Below are 22660 nucleotides of genomic sequence, written 5' to 3' on the forward strand. Positions count from 1 at the left end.
CAATGTCAATATTTAAAACGAATCATCTCCGCAGAAAACAAATAAGTTTGGGCGGCAAAACCTTCATTTATAGCATGGCTATTGCTTGTTTAACGCTGCTCGTAGTGCTTGCATATTTATTCCTATTGCTTCCGTCACTTTATATAGAGGATCGTCGCTTGGCAAATTTAGATTATGCCAAAAAAGCCTTGCACGAATATACTGAGACCGGCCACATACCCGTAGAACCTAATCTCCAAGAATCAATGTTGGCCGGAGTGACCATTCCCCACACCGGTTATAAGTTATCTTTCAATTTCGGCACGGTAAGCGGGGAAATAGAAGTGACCGGCAAAGCCGAACAAAAAGTATTCGATTCATTTCGTAATTTTAAAAAATTCGACGATGCGGCGGCAATAAAACAGCTATGGCATCAAAATTCGTCCTATTTTAAGGATTTTTTTGCCAAACTTGAAACAGCAGTCAATCCGAGTTTTAAAATTTCTCTGCACGATGTGGCCGAGCCGCCGGGTATACCTAAAAGAATTGCCAAACTTCACTACATAAATTCCAAGGCCTTTATTGCCGAGTTTATCGCTGAGCAAAATCCGAGTGGAACGCGCTATACATCATTATGGGGAATCAGGCAAAGCCCCGAAGCAACCAAAATTGTCCTGATAAACTCAATCACCCCGCGTGCCACCGACATTTTACCGACAATTAGCAAAGGTGTACCACTGATCGTCCTGTTGATTTTCCTCATTGCCTTAGGAGGAGCGCGTTTGTATGCCGGCAAAATCGTAAAGCCGATTAAACGTCTGGCCGGCTTGGCCGAAGAAGGGATCATCGAAACGGAAAAAACCGCGGCAGCAGCTAATTTTCGCGCTGTAAATGCGCCAAATTTTACCGCAGCTGATCTTGGGATGACTTGGGCAAATGATTATGCTACCTCCAAAGAAGTTGCTGCATTGAGCAAAGCTTTACGAAGCTTGTTTTCTACACAATCTGCCGCCATGCACGAATTGATTGCCCAAAATAAGCACCGGGAAGTCTTCCTTCGTGCCGCCGCTCACCGGATGAAAACGCCGGTCGCCGCCGCCTCACTTTTGCTTGACGGGATGATCGGTAAGATTGGGAAATACGCGGATTATTCTACCTATTTGCCGCAAGTTAAACACGAGTTGAATGAGATTATCGGAATTGTCAATGAAATTAATGAACTTGGTGCAGCTGGACTTAAGGTTGACTTGACTAAGGTGGATATTGGCCTGCTTTGTCAAACGGTCGGGAAAGAATTTGCTGTGCTGCGTCAGGACAAGGGGTTGCAAATGACCTACCGGATAAATGGAAAGCCAAAGTTTGATATGCCCGACCTGAAATTTGAAGCTTCAGCTGCAGGACTTGCCACCGATGAATCTGCCCGATTAAGCGTTGAAAACGAAAAGTCAGAAGGGGTGGTCTGGCTGACCGATGCTTTAATGCTGCGGAAAATATTAGAAAATTTAGTTGGCAACGCGGTACGTTACACGGCTGCCGGCGGCGAAATATTGATAGATCTGAAAGCGGATTCCATACGGGTGATTAATCGCCCGGCACGGATTGCCTCCACTCTCTTACCGGTTATTTTTGAACCTTTCGTCACCGGCCACTCCCACGCCTTTGGGGATTCCGCTCAGATGCCAAACACAGGCAATGTTTTAGCCCCTGCATACCACCCGGATATGACGGGTACCGCTATGCAAGAAAACGAAGCTCACGGCCACGGTTTAGGCTTGTACATCGCTAAATATTTTGCCAAAATTTTAAACTTAGATCTAATTGTCCATACCGACAAAGATACTGTAACTTTTACCTTAATCAATAGACTTATAACGGCACAGAAAAATAGTAATTAGTAGCACCCGTGAAACGGAGAAAGGAACAAAGATAGAAATGCTTAAATTAGATAATGTAAAAGTGCAATTTAAGGATCAAGTTGCCGTTGACCTTAATCGCGAAATTGATATTGCTACCGGGGAACGCGTGGGCATCATCGGCAGCAATGGAGCCGGCAAAACGACTTTGCTAAAAGCCATTCTCGGGATTGTTCCATACAGTGGCCGGATAATCAGCGACGTGCCAATGAAGGCAATTGGCGTACACATGCAACAAAATGAATACTGCGAAATGGTGCCGATTAAAGTTATTATGGAGATGATTCTTGGCCACAGCCTCAAGTCAGACCCGCAAGTCCAAGAATTGATTGACTTCTTTGACTTTTCTCCCTGCCTGACTAAACGCTGGAAACACCTATCCGGAGGGCAAAAACAACGCTTGACCTTGATTTTAGTCATGGCACGCCCATCCCCTTTGGTCATGTTCGATGAAGTTACTTCCGGCCTTGATTTTGTCACGCGTGACAACCTGATGCGCAAACTGGTTACGTGGTATGCGGGCAAAGAGACGACATTACTTATTACCTCGCATTATTACGCGGAATTAAATAATCTGGCCGATAAAATTCTCCTTATCGATCATGGCCAAGTTGTCGATTATGGCAGCAAAGAATTCCTATTTAAAAAATATTGTGGTGCCTCAGTACTGACATTCCCGATCTCGACGCAGGGTAGTGCAATTGCCGCGAACCATGATCTTATCATTGCACCTAATGGCCAAATCGCCATACGTTGCCAATCACCTGAAGAAGAATTAAGTGTTACGGCAAAATTGGTGGCAGCCAATATTAACTATCAGCGAACCAACCACGATATTGAACTGATAAGTTTAAATGCTTTGGCAAGGCAAAACGAAAGAAAGGAAGAAAGAAAATCATGAATAAGTACACGATTAAATATGAGTTTCTCAACGCCCTGTATAATGGATATTCGTTCTTCTTTGGCGCGATATTCCCGATATTCCTATTACATATAATTATCTATGGATTGACAGATGAAGTGCCGGCGGAATATTTCGGTGAAGTGGTAACCGGATTGTTTATCGGTATGGCAGTCCTGGTGCCACTGGCAGCCGTCTTTCTCAATCATGTGGGCACTTATGCGAATGAACTCGAAAAAAATGTTCCGCAGCGGTTGAAACTTTTCGGCTTCAGCGATACGAATATTTTGCTGAACAAACTGGTAGCGAACGGATTTTTCCTCTTTTTTTGCGTGGCTATATATATGGTTGGAACCCTTCCGTTTTTGCCGATAAAGCTTCCGCGTGTACATGTTATTTTGGTCTGGCTGGTGTTGATTTATCTACTGGGGGCGGAACTTTTCTTACTTGCTCACGGTATAACATCGCTGGTGCGTCGCTTTGCCCCGGCCTATCTTGTTTCGATGACGCTATATTTTTTGATGATGTTTTTGGGCGGCTATATGGGGCTAAGACAGGAAAAGCTTCCCGGCCTGTTACGATCGGTTTCGGACATTTTGCCGACTACCCAGATGGGCAATAAATTTGTGGATTTTTGGCTCGGGCATGACTATAATTTCGCCTCACTGGTGTATTCGTTCTTGTTTTTTGGCGCGCTAGGTGCGCTGCTCAACGTGGTTGCACACAAAACACATGCCCGACACAGTTAGGTGCGCGGGTAGCGGGTGGTAGGTGGCAGGTGCGGCAAGGTTGGTGGTTGGTGGTTGGTGGCGCACAGCCATAAAAACGGCTCCGATTGCGATACGCACCCGGAGCCGATAGTCAACATGTTCAATGCACACGTTTAATGCATTATGATGTAACATCAATTGTTTCTGATGGCCGCCAGCACAGAAGACCGAGTTGCGGCAATCAGATCTGCCTTGCTGGAAATTACCTTGATTCCCATATTAATTTCACGCCCTAGCCCCGGTGTATTCACCTTAGGCAAGAAAAACGCCTTAAACTCCGCCAATTGTTCGGCTGTATGGAAAATAGCCGCCGTCAGACTTATGTAATACGTGAACGACATGTCACCGCCGATCTCCCTTTCTAGCCAGTCCCATTCGCGTTTGATCCAATCCCAAGTCGCGGCATAGCTGGCCGGATTATCAAGCAAATGCATGTACCAACTGCGTAAGTCCTGCGGTTTGATAATATCCGAGTCTTTGAAAGACGCTAGCAATCGTTTCAGACAAACCGGATCGGAACTACTGCACAGTGCTGTGCATAAATCATCTTTGTAGGCGGCGTTGACGGCCGTGCGATAAGCCTCCAGTAATTGCTCAAACAAGGCAGGCGAACCGTAATTCTTTATCTCGTTTTTCATGATTAGCCAACGCATAGCAGCCGGTAAGTTCGCCGGATCAGCCGTTTGGGCAAAAATTTCATGCAGCTCCGCCTTCGCATCAGGATTTTCCGCATAAATCGCCTCGTTGTAAATCAGCGGCCGTTTCTGTTGACGATCGTTGTCATCATCAGGGGAAGCAAGGGCAGTCAGACCATTGAGCTGATCAGCGGACAACGTGTTTACAAAATGCTTTAAAGCGACCTCATCCTCGCTGCCCGGAATGACAAAATCTTGCAAAGTGTTGAGCAACCCGATAATTTTACGATGAACAATCTGCCCGCCGGCCTTACGCAATTGCTTTAACAATGGAATCACTGCCGCATACGAGATAACTCCGGCCTGGGCCAAAAGCGATTGATCCTGCAACAACTGCAACTGCTCGATGCTGTCGGCCTCGGCGAGTTCCGGCAAGATATCCGCCAAAAGTTCATCTGAATAATTGACAATAAAGTGCGAGTTATTTCCCACGTTAAGCCGGAAAGCCTTCCCTGCTTCAGCCCGCAAAGCGGCATAGTTACCGAGGTTTAATTCAGCTGATTTCATCAACGTAGGCGCAGCCGCGTAATTGCTGTTCAAAGGTATTTGCCACAAACGATTGCGATCCTGATGTTCCCCGATGAAGAACTGTTTTTGGCGCAAAACCAAATCGCCGTTTTCTATGCTTGCACTGACCACCGGATAGCCGGGCTGCTCCAACCAAGTAGCCATTATTTCCCCGATTTTCAACCCGCTAGCGGCCTCTAGTGCCGCCCACAGATCCCGTCCTGCAGCATTGCCATATTTGTGTTTGGCAAAATAAGCTTTTAGCCCTTGCCGCAAAGCCTCGTTGCCAATCAAAGCACGGACCATGACTAACATCCGCGCACCCTTCGCGTAAACGATGGCAGAGTCAAAAAGCGCATCAATTTCGGCCGGATCATTTACCATTGTATAAACGGACTGAACACCGTCCGTAGCGTCGCGCCGCAAAGCTGCCGGAACATCGTTTGTGTTGAAGACTTCCCATATTTTCAAATTGGGCTCCAGCGCATCACAGGCGACATATTCCATCATGTTGGCAAAAGATTCATTCAACCAAAGGTCATCCCACCAATGCATTGTTACCAAATCACCGAACCATTGATGGGCCAACTCATGAGCAATGACTGTAGCTACGCGTTGCTTGGTCGGTAAGGAATGATTGTCGGGGTCGAGCAGCAGACAAGACTCGCGGTAAGTGACCAAGCCCCAGTTTTCCATGGCTCCGGCTGAAAAATCCGGCAACCCGACTTGATAGGATTGCGCTAACGGATAAGGCGTTTGATAGAAATTTTCGTAAAACTCGATGGAACGTACGGCAATGTCCAGGGCAAAATCCAACTCTTGCGGCTGATGGGCTTTTGTGGCCAAAACTCCGACTTTTACTCCGGACGCGGTGTGCGTGAATTTTTCCTGCAATTCGCCGCAGACAAAGGCCAAAAGATATGTCGACATTTTTACGGTGCGCTCAAAATAATGCACGCCGTCTACACATTTTATTTCCGGCTGATTGGCGAACACTCTTTCTCCTGGTAATTCATCAAATTTAATTGCTAAATCAAAGGTCGCTTTGGCGGCCGGCTCGTCAACACAGGGAAAGGCCTGCCGGGCGAAGGTGGTCTCAAACTGCGTGCCAATCAACTGTTTTTTTACTCCGTCAATTTGGTAGTAAGAGGGATATATGCCCATCATAGGATTAGTCAAAGCAGCACTGTATTCAATCTCAATCTGCATTTTTCCGGTGCTACCGGCTTTAATTTCCATCACTTCTGCATTGTCATCACAGCTGAAAGGGCAGGGTGATCCCGCAACTTTGACCGATTCCGGTTTCAGAAATTTTTGGTTGAGGCGAAAATTTGGTTCCAAAGCTTCGCCGTGGACAGTAACTTTACCTTTGATTGTTTTCTTTTCCCGGCTGATGTCGAGAAAAATTTCATACCGCTCCGGCTTAAAAGCGTCGTATAAACGTTTAAAATTATCCATAATATCCTCCATTCGTCGTTCTCAGTTTAATATGTAAAAGTATAGTAAATTCCGGCGGTCCTGGCTAGAGGAGGGAGAAGAGGGGCGAACCAATGTACGTACGAATGTACGAATGGGAGGGCATGCTGACCGCAGGTAATACGTTGACAAGGTCAATTTTAAGTGTTAATACCAAAGTTATACGAAGTCAGTTAAAGCAAACACACCAATTTTGCCGTCCAAGCCTGGCAGCTAACTTATAGCGTTATTATGTCGGAAGGATCGGCAGCAATTTTGCGTGTAATGCGTGTAACACGTGTAATGAGTGTAACAACAAAATTTTATTTAAAAACAGGAGGAATGATTATGCAAGATTTAATTATTATCGGAGCAGGTCCTGCCGGCGTATCAGCCGCACTATATGCCCAATCCCGTGGACTTAGCTTGACCATTTTTGAAAAAGACCGCATCGGTGGCTTGATCGGCAAAGTTTCCAAAGTTAGCCACTACACCTCGGTCGTCGTTGACGAAACCGGCCCGGAATTTGCCGCGCGTCTAAAAAATCAGATTGAGGCCTACGGTTTGAAGGTGATCAAAGAAGAAGTAACCGGCTTGAGCAAGACTGATGCAGGCTTCACGGTGCAAACTGCCGCCGCGAGCTACACCGCGAAAAAAGTCATTATTGCCACCGGTTCTACTCCGAAAGAATTGCCGCTGAATACAGATGGTTACAAGATTGCGCATTGGACGCTGGGCACAGAAGAAAAATGTCAACACAAGACGGTGATCATCAACGGCGGCTCGGACGGGGCAGCAAAAGAAGCTTTGCATATTTTGCCGTTCGCCAAAGCGGTACACATGGTGCAGAATATGCCGCAAATATTATGTATCGCTGAGTTCAAAAAACAGTTGGAGGCGGATCCAAAGCTTCATGTGCATTGCGGCACTTCTTTGGCTTCTCTTACTAAAACCGGCTCTAAGGTGACAACGGTTAAGCTAGCTGATGGAACAGAAATAACTGATGCAAACGGTATCGAAATTTTTGCGATGATTGGGCAGACGCCGGCAACTTCCTTTATTAAGCTCGATCTGCCGCGTAATGAGCAGGGTTTCCTTGCCGACGAAGTTAAGACGGGGATCGATGGCCTTTATGTGGCCGGTGATGTCCGTGCAAAAACGGTAAGACAGGTGGCGACGGCAGTAAATGACGGCTGCTTGGCCGGGATAATGGCGGCAGCGAAGTAGCTCAAGCGCATACTTGTTATCGGCTGGCTGCTCCGCGGTGCCATGCAGTGCCGCTGGCGGTACAGTGCCGCTGGCACTACAGTGTACCATCAGTACCGAAAAATATGCAAAGAAGGCGATAACCGTAAGGTTACCGCCTTCTTTACTTGAATGTGACATGAGCAACGCTCAGTAAAGTTGTCAATTTAACGAACAGAATAACCGTGCCGCCGCAGCTGTGTCAGGAACATCGTCTTTCTTGGCCGAAGTCTTAGCTTTGGGGCAAGTATCGCATGTGAACGGAATGGCTCTCAAGTCGAAATAGCTGCTACCTTTTGAGCTGGGCGAGGAGGAGCCGGGATTATTATTGTCGGTACCGCCACTCGGTTTGTTTTTTACAATCAGCTGGATTGTATTTTTTGAGGTTTGATTATTATCAAAAGTTGCGGTTAGTTGAATTAAGTAGGTCCCGGCGGGGGCTTGCGCGTCTTGGTGTATCTTGAGGACTTTCGCAGTTGCGTCGTACTTTGCGGTCACATACGCAACATCTCTGTTTTGCGAGATGATCTCGTTGTTGTATAACACTTTTACGGCGACATCTTTAGGAATCTTGGGTTGATGAGTTGTCTTGTCTTCCCAAGCTAGTTTAACCTCAAAGTCTTTGGTTACGCCAATGGTATTTTCAAAATCTTTATGATCCGGTTTAAATTCTAAATTGTTTTCCTGCGGTTGTGGCTGTGGCTGATCAGGATTCGGGCCTGGCACCGGCGGTTGCGGCTGAGAGCCATCCTTGGGTGGAATCGTAAACTCGTACTCAATCGTTGCAGTTTTAGGGCTGGCACCAGCAGCGGTAGCAGTAATTCTAATGGTATATACCCCGGCAGGGATTTCCGTTACTGTAGGTTCTCCTGAACCCGAAGCAGGATATTTGATATTGCTTATTTCTACAGTTGGATTGCCTTTTATGACTCGGGCAGTTAAACCTTTAACCGGAGTTGAAGGTGATTCTTTTTTGCCAACCGTCGCGGTAATTTGGGCATTTGTAGCTGTACCACCTAACTGATAAGGCACGGTTAAAGCCAATCCCCTATTGGAATTGCTCTTCCCGAATTGCCCGGCAATGGCAGCAGCAATATTTTCATCTGCATCCTCAGGCTTAGTAAGTGTGAGCGTAGGCACTAAATTTGTAGGACCCTGTACGGGTTGGCCGTCTGAGCTAAGGTATTTGGTTGTGTCACTCGCGTAATCCTTGATACCTTTTGGGAAGTCGCAACCTTTGAAAATGACTTGGCCGTGGTTTACCGGCGGTAGCTCAAAAGTGCAGTTTTCAAAAGTCACCTGAGCACCTTTTTCGATCTCAACCGTGCAGCCGTTATTGTCCAAATTATTTTTCTTTTTGAAAGTAACATTTTTTACTGTGAGGTTAGCACCTGTGGAAATAATAAGTTTCTCATTGGCACTACCACCCATGTAATAATAACTATTAGTTGTCTGGCTTTTTTCAGCCGTCAGCTCTTTTATCTCTTTGCCAATTTTAGCATTAGGCCCAAGACTTCTACAATTGGATTTCAAAGAAATAGCATTATATCCACCGTCAACCGCGTTTTGGAGCAAAGTGTCAAAGTTAAAGCTACCGCCATCGGTTATTGGGAAGACTTTCAACTCTTCTTGCGCTTGTACCGGTGTTTGTAGGAAAACCACTCCTACGGTTAGCAAACTGAAAGCAGTTAAAATTGCCAATGCCCTAAAGCCTTTTTGCCTAGTTCGCTGGCCGTCAAAAAAATTCGGTAATTTACATTTTAAATTCATAAAACCTCCAACTTGTGGCGTGCTGTTGTGACCAAACGTCATCGCCTAAATGAACTAATTTACCTGCGAATCCAGTATACTTAGCCTCATCTAACTGTCAAGAAAAAACGGGCTAATTACGGGCGAATTTCAAAAAATATCGCCCAATGGCTGCCACAAAATCTAGGTAGGCTCAATGCGTGTCGCGGTTCTGTCCGCAAGCGACGTGTTCTGTCGGCTATTGCTATTTGCTGGGGAATTTTGGTATACTTAAGCCAATTAGTAGGTTTGAAGTAATATTCGGGAGGTTTTTATGAAAAAAATATACCGGTCAATTGCGGTGACGGTTTTGGCGGCTCTGATGGCTCTGCCGATGGTGGTTCGGGCGGAGGATACAAGGCCGATTATCCAAGAAATAGGAGTAGAAGGGTTAACTGGTCCGGAAGATGTACGATTATATGTTGGTGAAACATCTAAAAATGTACTAGATAGATACGCCAACATTACTTTTAAAGCTAAACTGCCTGGTACAAATGATGTCTATGCAGATATGAAACTCAAGGCTGTAGGATTTTATTCGCAAGGGCAAGGATATCTTGAACAAAAACTGTCAGACGATGTATGGCCTTTTGAGAAAACACAAGATGGACTGAAGTTGAACAAAGATAAAATGAAGTTTAAAACAGTTTTTACGCTCGCTTTTAAAGATCCTAAGTTATACGCTAACTATCAATTTCTTAGCAAGAACACTGATGATAAAAATACAAAGTTGGTTTTCAAAGGTAGTGGTGAAAAAGTGTCTTCAGCTAGAGTGGAAAATTCTTTTCAAGGCGGGAACCCAATTGAGTTACTACATGTCCCGTTTGATGCTACTATCTTTCGTAGGTTCAATTTTATAAGTGAAGGCGCTCAAGTTAAAAAAGTTGGCGCAGGCAATTTTCTCGAACAGTGCGATACTGAACTACCGTTAGAGGAAAACCGTACAGTTGGAATTTGCCTAAGAAAAGAAAACGAACCAAATGATAATGCTGCGGTGGAAGTTAATTTGCTAAGTGGAGCAACTAAGTATGCTGTGTTTTTAAGGGATTTTGCGGAAAATGATAAATTTCTCCCAAATGAAACTAACATTATGACATTGGGATTAGACGAGACAAGAAAAGCTGACGCTCTGAAAACATTGTTCACGGTAAGGGCAGATAAAGATGATAAAATCCCTTATATAGAAGCCCAAGATGTAACCTTAAAGCTAAAGCCTGATGAAAAAATAACAGCTGAGAAATTGATTGAAAAAGCTGTCAATAAGCTGACCACAGATGTTTTGACTAACTCGGCTCCTGTAGACAAGAGTAAACTAAGTAAGGTGAAAGCTTTAGTGAAAGAGGCGAATGGAGGCCACCATGGGTTCACAGAAGGCGATATTGCGACTGCCAAGGCTAAAGGTACGAACGGCTTAGAAATTGAATACCATTTTACTTCGCCTGAAGGAGATAAACTTGAATGCTTTTTCTCCGCCAAATTATTTGTCGAAGCCGCTGCGCCTAACCCGCCTGCCCCGGCACCGCAACCGCAGCCCAAACAACAAGAAAAAACCGGCAACACCTATTTCGACCTCGGCCGTAATTTCCTGCCCAACTGCCCCGACAGCAAGTGCGCTAAGGCCGGAACCAACGCGAAAAAAGACGATGTTCCGAATACCGCTGCGGCCGCGAACAACTAATACTCTGAATTTTCCCGAATATAATGCCAAAGCTCTGCAACCCGCAATTGCAGAGCTTTTTGGTATAATTGTGTGATAAACTATTGCGATTGCAGAAATAGCTTAGTATAATGAAAACACGAAATCGATAATGACGCTGTAAAATGCGAATTTGTGGAGGACCTATGATAAAAGTATGTCGTTCTTGCTTGGCCGCAACCCTTGCGGCACTGATACTGACAGTACCGATTGTTGCTGACAATGATCCGGCTAATCAAGCTGCGGATAATGCTGAGCCGATTACCGAAATTCAGTTGACCCTGAAAGATGGTAAGAAACTTTCCAATTACATTGGAAGCACGGTGACAAACCCCAAAGAAAGTCTTGCAGAAAAGCTAGACGGATACGTGGGGGAAGAAAATAATCGCCAAAAATTGGGTGATGGTATTATTAATAATGTTAGCTTTGAGTACGTAGACAAAAGCGATAACCCGTATCCTGACAAAATATTTTGGCCGATAAGAAAAGGCGCAAAAGGATATGAGTACGTTCCTGATAAAGATATGAAGTTAAAGTTTACCTTTCAGGTAGGGGATAATAACGGTATAAAATATAAGGTTGATACAACAAAGTCCTTGCAAGTTAGTATCGGCGACCAACAATTTGTGATTTCTGAAAATGGGGTCAAGGAAACAGGGGGCGTGTACACAGCATATTTGCCTCTCCATACCTATCGGCAAGTGAAATTTATATCAGATGGTGGTCTTGAGGAATTATATTTAGAAAATATATCTCGTCAAAGATCGAATGCCTCCCTAGAATTTGATCTTGATATAACCGCAGGGGAAACAACTTTTGCCGCTCGGAGAAAAGATCTTAAATTTAAGGGTAAAGATCAACTCCAACTTCGAGCATTCTACGTAAAGCTACCAAATGGAAATTCGCATTACAATAACACGAATGACCTGTTTGCCTTTCTAGATCTAGACGAAAAGAATAAGGAAAATGCACTAAAGCCACTTGAAGTAACTTTAAAAACTTGGAATGACAATGATCCCGCTACGATACCACCTCTTCTTATCGGCAAAGATGCAACTATCATGGAGGGTGAAAAATTCGATCCTCTGTCATTAATTGTTGAATTCCGTGAAAAAGCGAATGGTGACAACGGTGATAAAAATAAGGTAAAAATCAACATAGGCGATTTTAGCTCGGATAATCCGGTTGAAGGTAGATATAAAATAAAAATGGAATTTGGGAATGTTACATGGACATCTACGGTTATTGTACGTGCTAAACAAAAACCGCCAGTGCCGGCCCCACAACCCTTGCCTAAACAGCAAGAAAAAACCGGCAACGCCTACTTCGACCTCGGCCGTTATTTACTGCCTACCTGCCCCGACAGCAAGTGCGCTAAGACCGAAACTAGCGCGAAAAAAGACGATGTTCCGAACACCGCTGCGGCAGTAAACAACTGAACTGGACTTATAACCCCTAACTGGTCTGTGATAACCATACTGTTGCTAACGCTAATGCTTATTGACAGCAGTCAAAATTAACGGTAAAATACACAGGCCGATGTGGAGAGATGGTCGAGCTTGGTTTAAGGCACCGGTCTTGAAAACCGGCGAGGGTTAATCCCCTCCGTGGGTTCGAATCCCACTCTCTCCGCCAAAACTACAACCACTGCATTTTGCGGTGGTTGTTTCTTTTTATACAGAAGACATAGAAATTTTACACTAGGTTTTATGCTCTCCGCAATTTTTTTGTACCGTTTTTGTACCGTTAAATAGAAAGGCTTGGATTTAAAAGAGGAAAACTACCTCAGTATCTTCTCCGTACTCTTCCTTATTACTAAGACGCAGGAGTTAAAGAAAAGTCTTGCAATTATAGCGAAATAATGCTACACTTTATAGGCTTGAACTGCAGTTTGGCAGGGAAGCGATAATCGGTTTGGAGAAATACCCAAGGGGCCGAAGGGGACGGTTTGCTAAATCGTTAGGCGCGCAAGCGTGCGAGGGTTCGAATCCCTCTTTCTCCGCCAAAAAGTTCTTTAGATACATCTAAAGAACTTTTTTTATTACCTTACTTATTTTTAGAACCACATATTTCCTGATGTCTCCTCACGAACCCAGATAATTCCACGACTATTCACAATACCCGATCGCAGTGCGCAAAATGTTCCTGTCAGATAGCAAAACATATAAATTTCCCGAGTTTTTTGCGAAAAGTAGTTGAACTGTAACGAGATTGCAATTTAACTCGTTAATTGTGAATAAAAGTGAAATAAAACGAAATTTGCCTTGAATATTGTGGCAGACAAGCGTAAAATTAAATCAGTTAAAGAACGTAATTGTCACGTGAAAGTGGCTTTGGCGTGGAAAGGTGGGCGTATGAAAACAGGTTTAAAAGCGACTTTGTTAGCTTTGATACTGACCTTGGGAATTTACGGCGGTACAGTTGTCAGAGCTGAAGATAATGACGATGATCCGAAGTGCAGTATGTGCGAAGCTTTGAAGGCGGAAGAAGAGGCTAAGAAGGCAGAAGCAGCCAAATCGCAGCAGGGCGTAGGTGCTCGTGCAGCTGCCCTACCTAAGCAAAACGTGGTAAAGGCTGCCCCGGTCAAAGATTCGGTACCGAACACCGCTGCCGCCTCGACTTTCACAGCAACCGGTTTAGCCATTGCGTTTGCTGCCGGTTCAGCTTTGATAATCAGCCGTAAACTTACGGAAGAGAATTAAATCGAACGGAATATACAAGACTAGGATGACGATTATTTCCGGATATTAAGCGAAAGCTTGTGCTGCTGCACGTTGTCCGGTGGTTGTTGAGCATTGATCCTGCCACTGTTATCTGCTGTATTGGCGATGACGGCAGGATTTTTTGTTCCCATTTCTAGATAAAGGCGTATAATATATACTATATATAGTTACCAAAGGTTAACTGTATAGCCGATAATCGTTCCCTTTCGGGAAGCTATTTTGAGAAACGTTCCTGGCGACTTGGAAACTGATAATGCCTTTGCCTGAGGGACGCTTTCGCGCACCATGAACGGTCCGATGTCGGGATCAATACTGTTAATTTAAAGCAAAGAGAGGGACATACCATGTGCACAACATTTCTTGTAGGCAAAAAGGCCAGCTATGACGGCTCAACCCTGGCAGCTCGTATTGAAGATTCAGCAAACGGCATGTTTAAGGCCAAGAAATTTATCGTTGTAGAGCCCAAAGATCAACCTGTTCATTACAAATCCGTGCGTACAGATTGCGAAATAACTTTGCCGGCGAATCCGCTACGTTATACGTGCTTGCCGAATGTGAAAAAATGGCGTGGAGTTTGGGGTGCTTGTGGCATAAATTCAAAAAATGTCACGATGACGGCCACGGAAACTACGACCACCAATGATCGGGTGCTTGGGGCCGATCCGCTCATCCCTTACGTAGAAGGTGTACTGAAAAACGGCGGTATCGGGGAAGAAGATTTTATCGTAATTGTATTGCCATACATAACTTCTGCGCGTGAAGGTGTGGAGCGGCTGGGAGCTTTGATCGAGAAATATGGCACATATGAAAGCAACGCTGTCGTTTTTCAAGATGTAGATGAAATTTGGTGGTTTGAATCGATCGGGGGCCATCATTGGTTGGCGCGCCGGGTGCCGGATGACTGCTATGTTGTCGGGCCGAACCAATTCGGTGTCGATTCCTTCGACTTTGCCGATGCTTACGGTACTAAGGAATTTCACATGTGCGCGGCGGATTTGCAGGAATTTGTGCAGGCGAATCATTTAGACTGCACCATGGAAGGGGATTTTGATCCTCGTGCTGCTTTCGGCAGTGATTCGGAGGCGGATCATGTCTACAACACGCCACGCGCTTGGGTAATGCATCGGAAATTTAATGGCAACACCTATGATTTTGACAGCGCAGACACACTTTGGCATCCGGAAAGTAATAAACTGCCGTGGGCGATGCGGCCGGAGCATAAGTTGACGATTGCGGACGTAAAGGACATTATGTCGAATCACTATGAGGGAACGCCTTTTGATCCGTACAGCCGTCACGGTGACACTTCTCGTGCCGGGTGCTATCGACCGATCGGGATCAATCGCAACGACGTTTTGGCAATTACCCAAATCAGGCCGTATTTGCCCGAGGAAATCCGCGCGGTGGAGTGGCTCGCTTTCGGGTGCAACGTCTTCAATGCGATCGTGCCTTTTTATGGTAATGTCAATGCAACCCCAGAATATTTGGCCAACACCACTCTTGAACCGACAACGGAAAATTTCTATTGGGTGAATCGTATTATAGCAACGATTTGTGATCCGCATTTCGGTGAAACCAAGTCGACGGTCGAGACTTATCAGGAGGACGTTTTGGCGACCGGTAATGCTTTGCTGAAAAAATATGATGAAGCATTTTTGGCTGATAAAAGCAAGATTGCGGATGTTGCCGCATTTTTACAGGCGGCGAACACGGAAATGGCTGACTATTTGAAGCAACGCACGACGAAATATCTTGATGATGTGCTGTTTACGGCTTCTGCTCTGATGAAGAATACTTTTGCCAGGTCGGACGCGAGGTAGGCGGAATTGGTCAGATCAGCCGAAGTGGCCGGAGCGGCCGGAGCAGTGAATCTAGGAAGCGGTCGGAGCGGTAAATCCCCGGAGTGACAAAGTGAGAATACTTTTCAAACAAGCCGCTGTCAATATGATATAATTTAGCATGACTAAGTTTTTGAGAGAGGTGAATTATGAAAAAAATATTAGCACTAACTATGAGTTTAACACTCGGGTGCTTGTTGATGTCTTGTGGCGGCAACAACACCGCTGAATCAGGCAAATCGACTGACAGCACCACTTCGGCAATGGCAGCCGCATCCGCCACTGGAGAAAACGCTTCATCCGCTGCGGCTACGGTTTCATCTGAATCCACGGAGACAAAAATGACCAAAGCAAATGAGACTAAGTCGAACGCATCGGCAACCGGAAAGGCAGAGGTTCGTGGCCCGAAAAAAGATGTTTACAAAGGTGCAGAAACGCCGGCGGCTTACGAAAGTGAGACAAAAGACGGCAAAAAAGTTACCCTCGATCAGTTTAAAGGCAAAGTTGTTTTGCTGACCATGGGAGCTACATGGTGCCCGGACTGCCAAAAAGAATTAAAAATGCTCAATAAGTTATACCAAAACTACAAAGATAACAAAGATGTAGTTTTCCTGCCCACCTATCTGGTTGACGGCAAAAAAGAAACCAAAGACACGATTAAAGCTTTCTATGAAAAAGAAAAGCTTGACCTGCCCTGTTATTATGGCGACAAGGCGACTTTGCGGGCAAATTTCCAAATCGGCTGGATCCCGACCTTGATGGTAATTAATAAGGAAGGCAAGTGCGTGCCGATGGGCAAAGATGACGCCGGAAACATTGAATATTATCGTCATACGGACATAACGCCGGAACTATTGACTGAAAAAATATCCGCTGCGTTAGAAGCAAAATAGGACGGGGAGTATGATTAGATCGGAAAAAGTACAGCACATGGTTTTCGGCTATGACATGAAGTTATCCGGAGGGCGGTTTAAGCATTCTAACAGGCTGCTTGCGGCGGGAATGAGTCTTTTGTTGGCCTGCAATTTGGCCGGCTGCGGTGGTAATTCCGCCGCTGCCCCGTCCGGTTCTGCGGCCGGAGCTGCATCGGAGGCTGCCGCTGCGTCAGCAGGTTCTGAAGTGGCTGGCGGTACTGATGTGTTTCTGCCGCCAGAGTCAGCTAATTCGTCCGAAAACGGGGCCGGTGGAGCAACAAATCCGCATGTTAAGCCAGGGCAATATCCGGGGGTTGAAGTCCCCTCGGACCTTGATTTAGAGGATGATGCCGGTAATAAGCTGAAACTAAGCGATTTCAAAGGTAAATATGTAGTCGTTTCTTTCGGTACGACATGGTGCCCGAGCTGCAAGGCGGAACTTGGGATTTTGCAAAAAATCTCAGAAAAATATAAAGATAAGTCTAATCTGGTTTTTTTGCCGCTTACTTTGTTAAAGGAAGACAAGCAGACCAAAGAAATGGCTCAAATGTTTTATGAATCTGAAGGCTTGACTTTGCAACGGCACTATGTTGACCAAAAAGCTGTGGTTGATGCTTATAAGCTAACTGATATTCCTGTGCTTATGTTTATCAAGCCGGACGGTAAGTGCATGCTGCTGGGAAAGACGGCAGATGACAAGCCGATTTATTACCACGTTGGCGAAACAGAAGCGGATGAGATGGCTGCTATGGTGGATAAGCTGTTGGCCGCCAAGTAATGCATTAAGTCTTCACTTTACACTCACCTACCGCAACGGTGGTTACACTCACCTACAGCAACGGTGGCCGCCTTGATTTTGTAATTTTGAGCAAGAGAATGGTTTTGCTGCTATCGACCTAGGCAACTTGGGAAAAGTCATTTTGGCTTGGAACATAGCGCATACAAATATTTAAAATTTCTGAGAGAGGGCCTTTATGAAAACGGGAGAAAAGGTAATTGCGGCTAAGGTGGAAGATCTGCGTCGCCAAGGCCTTTTGAGTGAAGAACGTGTTCTGACCGTACCGCAGCAAAATCGCATCGTAACGACTGAACAACCGGATGTAATCAACATGTGTGCCAACAATTATCTTGGCCTGGCCAATGATGTTCGGCTAAAAGCGGCGGCCAAGGCTAGCTATGATCATTGGGGTTACGGCCTCAGCTCAGTTCGTTTTATTTGTGGAACTCAAGAGGTACACAAGCAGCTAGAGCATAAGCTGGCGGAATTTTTCGGTTTCGAGGATGCTATTTTGTATACCTCGTGTTTTGCTGCCAACGGTGGGCTGTTTGAAGCTTTGACCACGGCGGAAGACGCGATTATTTGCGATGAACTGAATCATGCCTCGATTATTGATGGCGTGCGGCTGTCCAAAGCTAAGTGTTACCGCTACAAAAATAACAATATGGAAGACTTGGAACGCTGTTTGAAAGAGGCGACCGCTGCCGGAGCTGTGGTGAAAATCATCGCTACAGACGGAGTTTTCTCGATGGACGGAATTGTTGCCAATCTAAAAGGTATCTGTGATTTGGCAGATAAATACGACGCGCTGGTTATGGTTGACGACAGTCACGCTTCGGGTTTTGTCGGAGCGACCGGGCGCGGTACCCCGGAATACTGCGGCGTGCAAGGGCGCGTTGATATTTTGAATTCCACCCTGGGTAAGGCATTAGGTGGCGCCTCGGGTGGTTTCACATTGGCGTCTAAGACGGTTGTCAATTGGTTGCGCCAAAAAAGCCGGCCATATCTGTTTTCAAATTCCTTGCCTCCGGCTATTGCCAGTGCCGGCATAGAAGTACTTAATTTGTTAGAAAATGAGCCGGAACGTTTGGCTAAGCTACGGCATAACACGGAATTTTTCCGCACCGGGGTTAAGAAAATTGGCCTAGATGTTATCCCGGGGTCACACCCGATCGTGCCAGTCATGATTTATGACGCGCTGAAGGCAATTGAGATCGCCGGAGAGTTGCTGAAGATGGGTGTCTACGTAATTGCTTTCAAATATCCGGTAGTGCCGCAGGGCAAGGCGAGAATTCGTACTCAGATCTCGGCGGGGCATACGGAAGAAGATTTGCAATACGTTTTGGGATGTTTCGCTAAGCTAAAGCATGTTTATAATTTATAAAATATGCCTGCTTATAATGACCGCAATTGCAAGAATAACAAAAAATATTAAAATGCGTTACAAATGATACAACAACTCTGTTGCATCTGTGATATATTTTAAACAACAAAATAAATAGCAAACATTAAAGATAAACTTTCGAAAAAGTTAAGAGGAGGATTTAATTATGAAATATGAAAAAGAATTTAATGCGTACTTAGCAGACTTGGCCGTTATGACCATGAAACTGCATAATATTCACTGGAACGTTGTCGGCAAGGACTTTACTCGTGTGCATGAGTTCACCGAAAAGGAATATGAGACGGTTTTTGACTACATGGACGCTGTAGCTGAGCATTTGCGTAAGTTTGAATGTGTACCGCAGGCTAACATGAGTGAATTGCTGAAGGTTTCTCACGTAAAGGAAATTCCGGCGCGTACCTTTACTTGTCAGGAAGCATTGGAATTGGTGTACGCCGATTTGCAAAACCTACGCACCGTCGCTACTGAATTGCGTAACGCTTGTGATGAGGAAGGTTGGTTCAGCGCGGTCGATATGTTGGAAGATCACATCGATCATTACAATAAGCAAATTTGGTTCTTGCGTTCAATGCTGGCTTAATTGATTAGTAAGTCATTAGCAGTTGATTAGTAGACCGACCTTTGTCCATGATACAAAAAGATGCCGTCTTGCGTTGGCAAGCGGCATTTTTTGTGCGTTAACTGTTTTGGTATTGACAATTGCCAATTCGCAATATATAATTGCAAGTATAAAAGGAGGAGTTGATATGAGCTGGCAAGAGAAAGTTAAAACCTTAATGCTGGATAGGGGCATCAATCAAAAGCAGTTATCGCAATTAAGCGGTATCACAGAAAGTTCTGTTTCGAGGTATCTTCGTTCTGAGCGTAGGCCACGACTTGATATTGTTGTGAACTTTGCAAAGGCATTTGGTGTTTCAACCGAGTATCTTCTTGATGAGGGGGAAGATAGTGGAACAAGTGCTTATGAAACAATTTCTACTGCGATTGCCAGGAAAGGTGGGGAGCTGACGGCTGAAGAAAAAAATGAGCTTATCGCACTACTTCTTGGGAGAAAACTAGTAAATTAAAACGCTCCTGAATTGTTGGAGCAATTCAAATTGGAAAGGCGTGCGTGTGGGAGTTATACGAACACACGGTCAAATCGGCACAATCTTTCCTGATGCACGGCAGATGAATTTGTATGGATTAGCGAAATTATTGATGATCTGGCTGCTAAAACACAGGGCTGATTAGGTGGGTGCGTTTTTGTTCATTCTTATGCTTACATGTCGAATAGGTCTGTGTGACTGCCAGTATCGATAAGAGTGAGGGTGAGAATATCATCCTCTAGTAGATAAACAAGTAACCAATCCGGTTTGATGTGACATTCGTGAAAACCGTTGAATTTTCCTTTTAGTATATGGTCTTTGTATTTAGGATCAAGCGCAATACCTTGTCTTAGGTTATCTACCGCTTCATCTAAAAGAGAAAGGCTGATTCCCCGTTTAGCCATACGCTTATAGCTTTTCTTATATGCGTTCGTAAACTTTATTTTATACATCAGTCTTGCAACAACGCTTTCTTAAGGTCTTCCATAGAAGAATACGATGGTGCGTTAGGGTCTTTGGAAATTTTTCTAGCTTCTTCCATAGCGGCCAGCGTTTCAGCATTATACTTTGGGATTTCCACCTTAAAGGGAAGACCGCCGTGCAAAACGCATTGGCGTAAGAAGATATTTACGGCACTTGACATGTCGAGGCCAAGTGCGCTAAACAGTTCATTTGCTTCTGTTTTGACATTATTATCAATACGAATTTGAGTAGGACTTGTTGCCATAGTATCAGCTCCTTTTTCACGGTTATAATACAATTAGTATACATTGTCAAGCAATAAATAGGCAATGACCGCGTCAATTTATTGTAGGTTTCGGTAACCAAAACCGATATAAAGTCAATACTTGTAATCACCGTCTGTTATAGATTGACGAATCTATACAACGAATCCCGCTTACTCCTTTGAAAAACGGCGGTAGCAATAGGAGAAAACTCAATCTCTGTTTGCTTTCTTGCCTTTTATTTTGCCGTATTTCTGCCAAATTTTAATTCCGTTATAGTTGTTAGAATAATATTGGAAAATTTGATTTATGGGTTGATGGGAATAAAAAAGAAGTCCAAATACTCGCGGCTATTTACGTTGGAAGAGACCATGCTATGGCTACTGTGCTTTAATTGTTTAATTAGATGACCGGCGATCACCAGTAATTGATAAGATACGAATAAAGATATTGACAAAGTCCAAGTATAAGGACAGAGCATACATAATCGACAAAGAACGAATGCTGGCGTCGAGCGCAGCCACATCCGATTCGCGATAGGCCGAAGAACGTCTTGCTACCAATTCAGTTACCGATCGACGCACTTTTTGCAAGTCATAAGCGGTCAATCCGATGAACACGGCCAATATAGCATAATTTATCAATAAATTAATCATTGGTAGATGCAGGAAGATATTGGCGACCCCGATCAGCAGTGCCCCGAAAAGCAAAACATAACCAACTGAACCGAGAGATGACAAATCTCGTTTGGTTAAGAAACCGAAAGCAGCCATTACAGCAAAAATCAAGGCGGACAGAGCGAATCCACTCACGATGGATGCGCCGCTATAAAATATTATTAATGTGCTGAAAGTAATGCCGGTAATTATCGAATAAACCAAAAACATTGCTGTAGCTATTCCGGCTCGGGCATGACGCACTTGCGAACTGAAGATAAAGACTATCGCCAGCTGAACCAAAACAAGACCGATAACCGTACCGCGAGTTAAATAGCGGGACAAATTATAGTAATTGGCCGCAAAGGCACTCACAGCGGTAAGGGCAACGCCGAGGAACATCCAGCCGAAAATTCGCCAAGTTATTTTATACATCATAGCCTGTATATTACTGATTTGTTCTTGTGACAGATAAGTTTGACTGTTATACATGTTACTCATAACCTCCGTTTGAGAGGTATTGTAGCATGAAAAAGCCGAGAAAAGCGGTCCTGCAGAAAATGTTATAAATTGTTTAAAAAAGTCGCAAAATGTCGATGCTTTGTCGAATGAAGCTTGCTATACTTATAAAAGCGGACTGAGGCGAACCGCAAAAAAGTAAAAAACGAACGCAATATGAATGAAAGTACGAACAAGCGCATGAAATTAAATATGAAAGCGAATACAAGCAAAATATGAAAGAAAATACGAAAGCAAATATGAAAGATAATTTGAGCATGGACATACTTACCCGTTCCGCTGAAAACATGTCGGAAAAAATACCGGCAAAAGTGCGAGCGGTGGTCTTGGCGGCCGGGCAAGGGAAACGCCTGAACAGCGAAGCGGCCAACCTGCCGAAAGTGCTGCGCCGGGCGGCCGGGCACACCCTTTTGGAGCATGTTCTGCGGACCTTAAATTTTATTGACCCGTCGGACACCATGCTTGTTGTCGGCTATATGTGGGAAAAAGTATGTGCTACGGTAGCCCCGGAATACTTACACGTTATCCAGACAGAGCAACTCGGCACCGGACATGCCGTCGCTCAAGCCCGCGCCTGGCTCGAAGAAGTAGCGAAAAAATTACCGGCCGCCCCGATTTTATGCTGCTATGGAGATATGCCGCTCATCAGCCGCGAAACGTATATAGGAATGATCAAACATCATATAGCGAGTGCGGCTACCTGTACGATTTTATCGTACGATACCCCACTTGACTTGGCTTATGGACGGATAATTCGCAACGAAGACGGCGAATTTTGTGAAGTGGTGGAGGATCGCGACTGTACCCCGGCGCAAAAAGCAATTCACGAATACAATGCCGGCGTATATGTTTTTGCTGTGCAAGCACTCTTGGACGGCATTGCTTCATTAAAAAATGATAATTCCCAAAATGAATACTACTTAACCGATATTCCCGGCTTTTTACGCAGTAGAGGAGACAAAATTGAGCTTTACCGCTCAACCGGCAAATATGAGGGACTCGGGGTCAACACTCAGGCCGATCTTGATCTGGTTAGCCGAATTTTAAGAGGGGAGCAAGGATGAA

At 44.8% G+C, this 22660-nt stretch carries 19 protein-coding genes and 2 tRNA genes; 16 read left to right on the plus strand and 5 right to left on the minus strand.

The features are described from left to right. Positions 1-2: 2 nt before the first annotated feature. The 3 genes from HMPREF0868_RS00485 to HMPREF0868_RS00495 are packed head-to-tail and all read left to right on the plus strand — an operon-like array spanning position 3 to position 3542. The gene (locus tag HMPREF0868_RS00485; RefSeq protein ID WP_012992743.1) at positions 3-1874 is read left to right on the plus strand and encodes a sensor histidine kinase; all 1872 of its coding nucleotides are present in this window, start codon (positions 3-5) and stop codon (positions 1872-1874) included. 37 nt (positions 1875-1911) lie between these two features. After that, entirely contained in the window at positions 1912-2793 is an 882-nt protein-coding gene (locus HMPREF0868_RS00490; protein ID WP_012992744.1) for an ATP-binding cassette domain-containing protein, read from the plus strand. Beyond that, positions 2790-3542, plus strand: a complete 753-nt coding sequence (locus tag HMPREF0868_RS00495) for an ABC transporter permease (protein ID WP_012992745.1) — start codon at positions 2790-2792, stop codon at positions 3540-3542. Before HMPREF0868_RS00490 ends, HMPREF0868_RS00495 begins: the two co-directional genes overlap by 4 nt. Positions 3543-3697: 155 nt before the next feature. Here HMPREF0868_RS00495 and HMPREF0868_RS00500 read toward each other — a convergent pair whose 3' ends face one another. After that, complete coding sequence (locus HMPREF0868_RS00500; RefSeq protein WP_012992747.1) at positions 3698-6223, minus strand: M1 family metallopeptidase; 2526 nt, start codon at positions 6221-6223, stop codon at positions 3698-3700. Between the two features lie 345 nt (positions 6224-6568). Between HMPREF0868_RS00500 and HMPREF0868_RS00505 the strand changes: the two genes are divergently transcribed. Then, a complete protein-coding gene (locus HMPREF0868_RS00505; RefSeq protein ID WP_041705648.1) occupies positions 6569-7447 on the plus strand; it encodes an NAD(P)/FAD-dependent oxidoreductase in 879 nt (292 codons plus the stop codon). A 180-nt stretch (positions 7448-7627) separates the two neighbouring features. Here the strand turns inward: HMPREF0868_RS00505 and HMPREF0868_RS00510 are convergent, their stop codons facing one another. Beyond that, entirely contained in the window at positions 7628-9235 is a 1608-nt protein-coding gene (locus HMPREF0868_RS00510; protein ID WP_012992750.1) for a hypothetical protein, read from the minus strand. 292 nt (positions 9236-9527) lie between these two features. Here HMPREF0868_RS00510 and HMPREF0868_RS00515 point away from each other — a divergent pair, with 292 nt between their 5' ends. The 11 genes from HMPREF0868_RS00515 to HMPREF0868_RS00565 all read left to right on the plus strand — a co-directional run bounded on the left by HMPREF0868_RS00515 (position 9528) and on the right by HMPREF0868_RS00565 (position 19674). Continuing rightward, positions 9528-10931 (plus strand): hypothetical protein, encoded by a 1404-nt coding sequence (locus HMPREF0868_RS00515; protein ID WP_012992751.1) that lies wholly within the window; start codon positions 9528-9530, stop codon positions 10929-10931. Between the two features lie 164 nt (positions 10932-11095). After that, on the plus strand, positions 11096-12388 hold the full coding sequence (locus HMPREF0868_RS00520) for a hypothetical protein (RefSeq protein ID WP_012992752.1): 1293 nt from the start codon (positions 11096-11098) through the stop codon (positions 12386-12388). A 104-nt stretch (positions 12389-12492) separates the two neighbouring features. Beyond that, a tRNA-Ser gene (locus HMPREF0868_RS00525) sits at positions 12493-12584 on the plus strand. Between the two features lie 281 nt (positions 12585-12865). Then, a tRNA-Ser gene (locus HMPREF0868_RS00530) sits at positions 12866-12954 on the plus strand. Positions 12955-13303: 349 nt separating this feature from the next. Further along, positions 13304-13651 (plus strand): hypothetical protein, encoded by a 348-nt coding sequence (locus HMPREF0868_RS00535; protein WP_012992753.1) that lies wholly within the window; start codon positions 13304-13306, stop codon positions 13649-13651. Positions 13652-14016: 365 nt separating this feature from the next. Continuing rightward, complete coding sequence (locus HMPREF0868_RS00540) at positions 14017-15492, plus strand: C69 family dipeptidase (RefSeq protein ID WP_012992754.1); 1476 nt, start codon at positions 14017-14019, stop codon at positions 15490-15492. Between the two features lie 167 nt (positions 15493-15659). After that, positions 15660-16403 (plus strand): TlpA family protein disulfide reductase, encoded by a 744-nt coding sequence (locus tag HMPREF0868_RS07735; protein ID WP_012992755.1) that lies wholly within the window; start codon positions 15660-15662, stop codon positions 16401-16403. 10 nt (positions 16404-16413) lie between these two features. Next, a complete protein-coding gene (locus HMPREF0868_RS00550; RefSeq protein ID WP_041705649.1) occupies positions 16414-17202 on the plus strand; it encodes a TlpA family protein disulfide reductase in 789 nt (262 codons plus the stop codon). A gap of 196 nt (positions 17203-17398) precedes the next feature. Beyond that, a complete protein-coding gene (locus HMPREF0868_RS00555) occupies positions 17399-18586 on the plus strand; it encodes a glycine C-acetyltransferase (RefSeq protein ID WP_012992757.1) in 1188 nt (395 codons plus the stop codon). A gap of 166 nt (positions 18587-18752) precedes the next feature. After that, positions 18753-19187: a Dps family protein gene (locus tag HMPREF0868_RS00560; protein WP_012992758.1), complete on the plus strand. Its 435-nt coding sequence runs from the start codon at positions 18753-18755 to the stop codon at positions 19185-19187. A gap of 166 nt (positions 19188-19353) precedes the next feature. After that, the gene (locus HMPREF0868_RS00565) at positions 19354-19674 is read left to right on the plus strand and encodes a helix-turn-helix domain-containing protein (RefSeq protein ID WP_012992759.1); all 321 of its coding nucleotides are present in this window, start codon (positions 19354-19356) and stop codon (positions 19672-19674) included. 194 nt (positions 19675-19868) lie between these two features. Here the strand turns inward: HMPREF0868_RS00565 and HMPREF0868_RS00570 are convergent, their stop codons facing one another. The 3 genes from HMPREF0868_RS00570 to HMPREF0868_RS00580 all read right to left on the minus strand — a co-directional run bounded on the left by HMPREF0868_RS00570 (position 19869) and on the right by HMPREF0868_RS00580 (position 21568). Continuing rightward, entirely contained in the window at positions 19869-20147 is a 279-nt protein-coding gene (locus HMPREF0868_RS00570; RefSeq protein ID WP_012992761.1) for a type II toxin-antitoxin system YafQ family toxin, read from the minus strand. Beyond that, positions 20147-20422, minus strand: coding sequence for a type II toxin-antitoxin system RelB/DinJ family antitoxin (locus HMPREF0868_RS00575; protein ID WP_012992762.1), 276 nt, complete (start codon positions 20420-20422; stop codon positions 20147-20149). The genes HMPREF0868_RS00570 and HMPREF0868_RS00575 overlap by 1 nt, the downstream gene beginning before the upstream one ends. A gap of 396 nt (positions 20423-20818) precedes the next feature. Further along, the gene (locus tag HMPREF0868_RS00580; RefSeq protein WP_012992763.1) at positions 20819-21568 is read right to left on the minus strand and encodes a Bax inhibitor-1/YccA family protein; all 750 of its coding nucleotides are present in this window, start codon (positions 21566-21568) and stop codon (positions 20819-20821) included. A 242-nt stretch (positions 21569-21810) separates the two neighbouring features. Between HMPREF0868_RS00580 and HMPREF0868_RS00585 the strand changes: the two genes are divergently transcribed. Beyond that, on the plus strand, positions 21811-22659 hold the full coding sequence (locus tag HMPREF0868_RS00585; RefSeq protein ID WP_012992764.1) for a sugar phosphate nucleotidyltransferase: 849 nt from the start codon (positions 21811-21813) through the stop codon (positions 22657-22659). Position 22660 lies beyond the last annotated feature (1 nt).

This window comes from Mageeibacillus indolicus UPII9-5, assembly GCF_000025225.2.
Classification (GTDB): Bacteria; Bacillota; Clostridia; order Saccharofermentanales; family Fastidiosipilaceae; genus Mageeibacillus; species Mageeibacillus indolicus.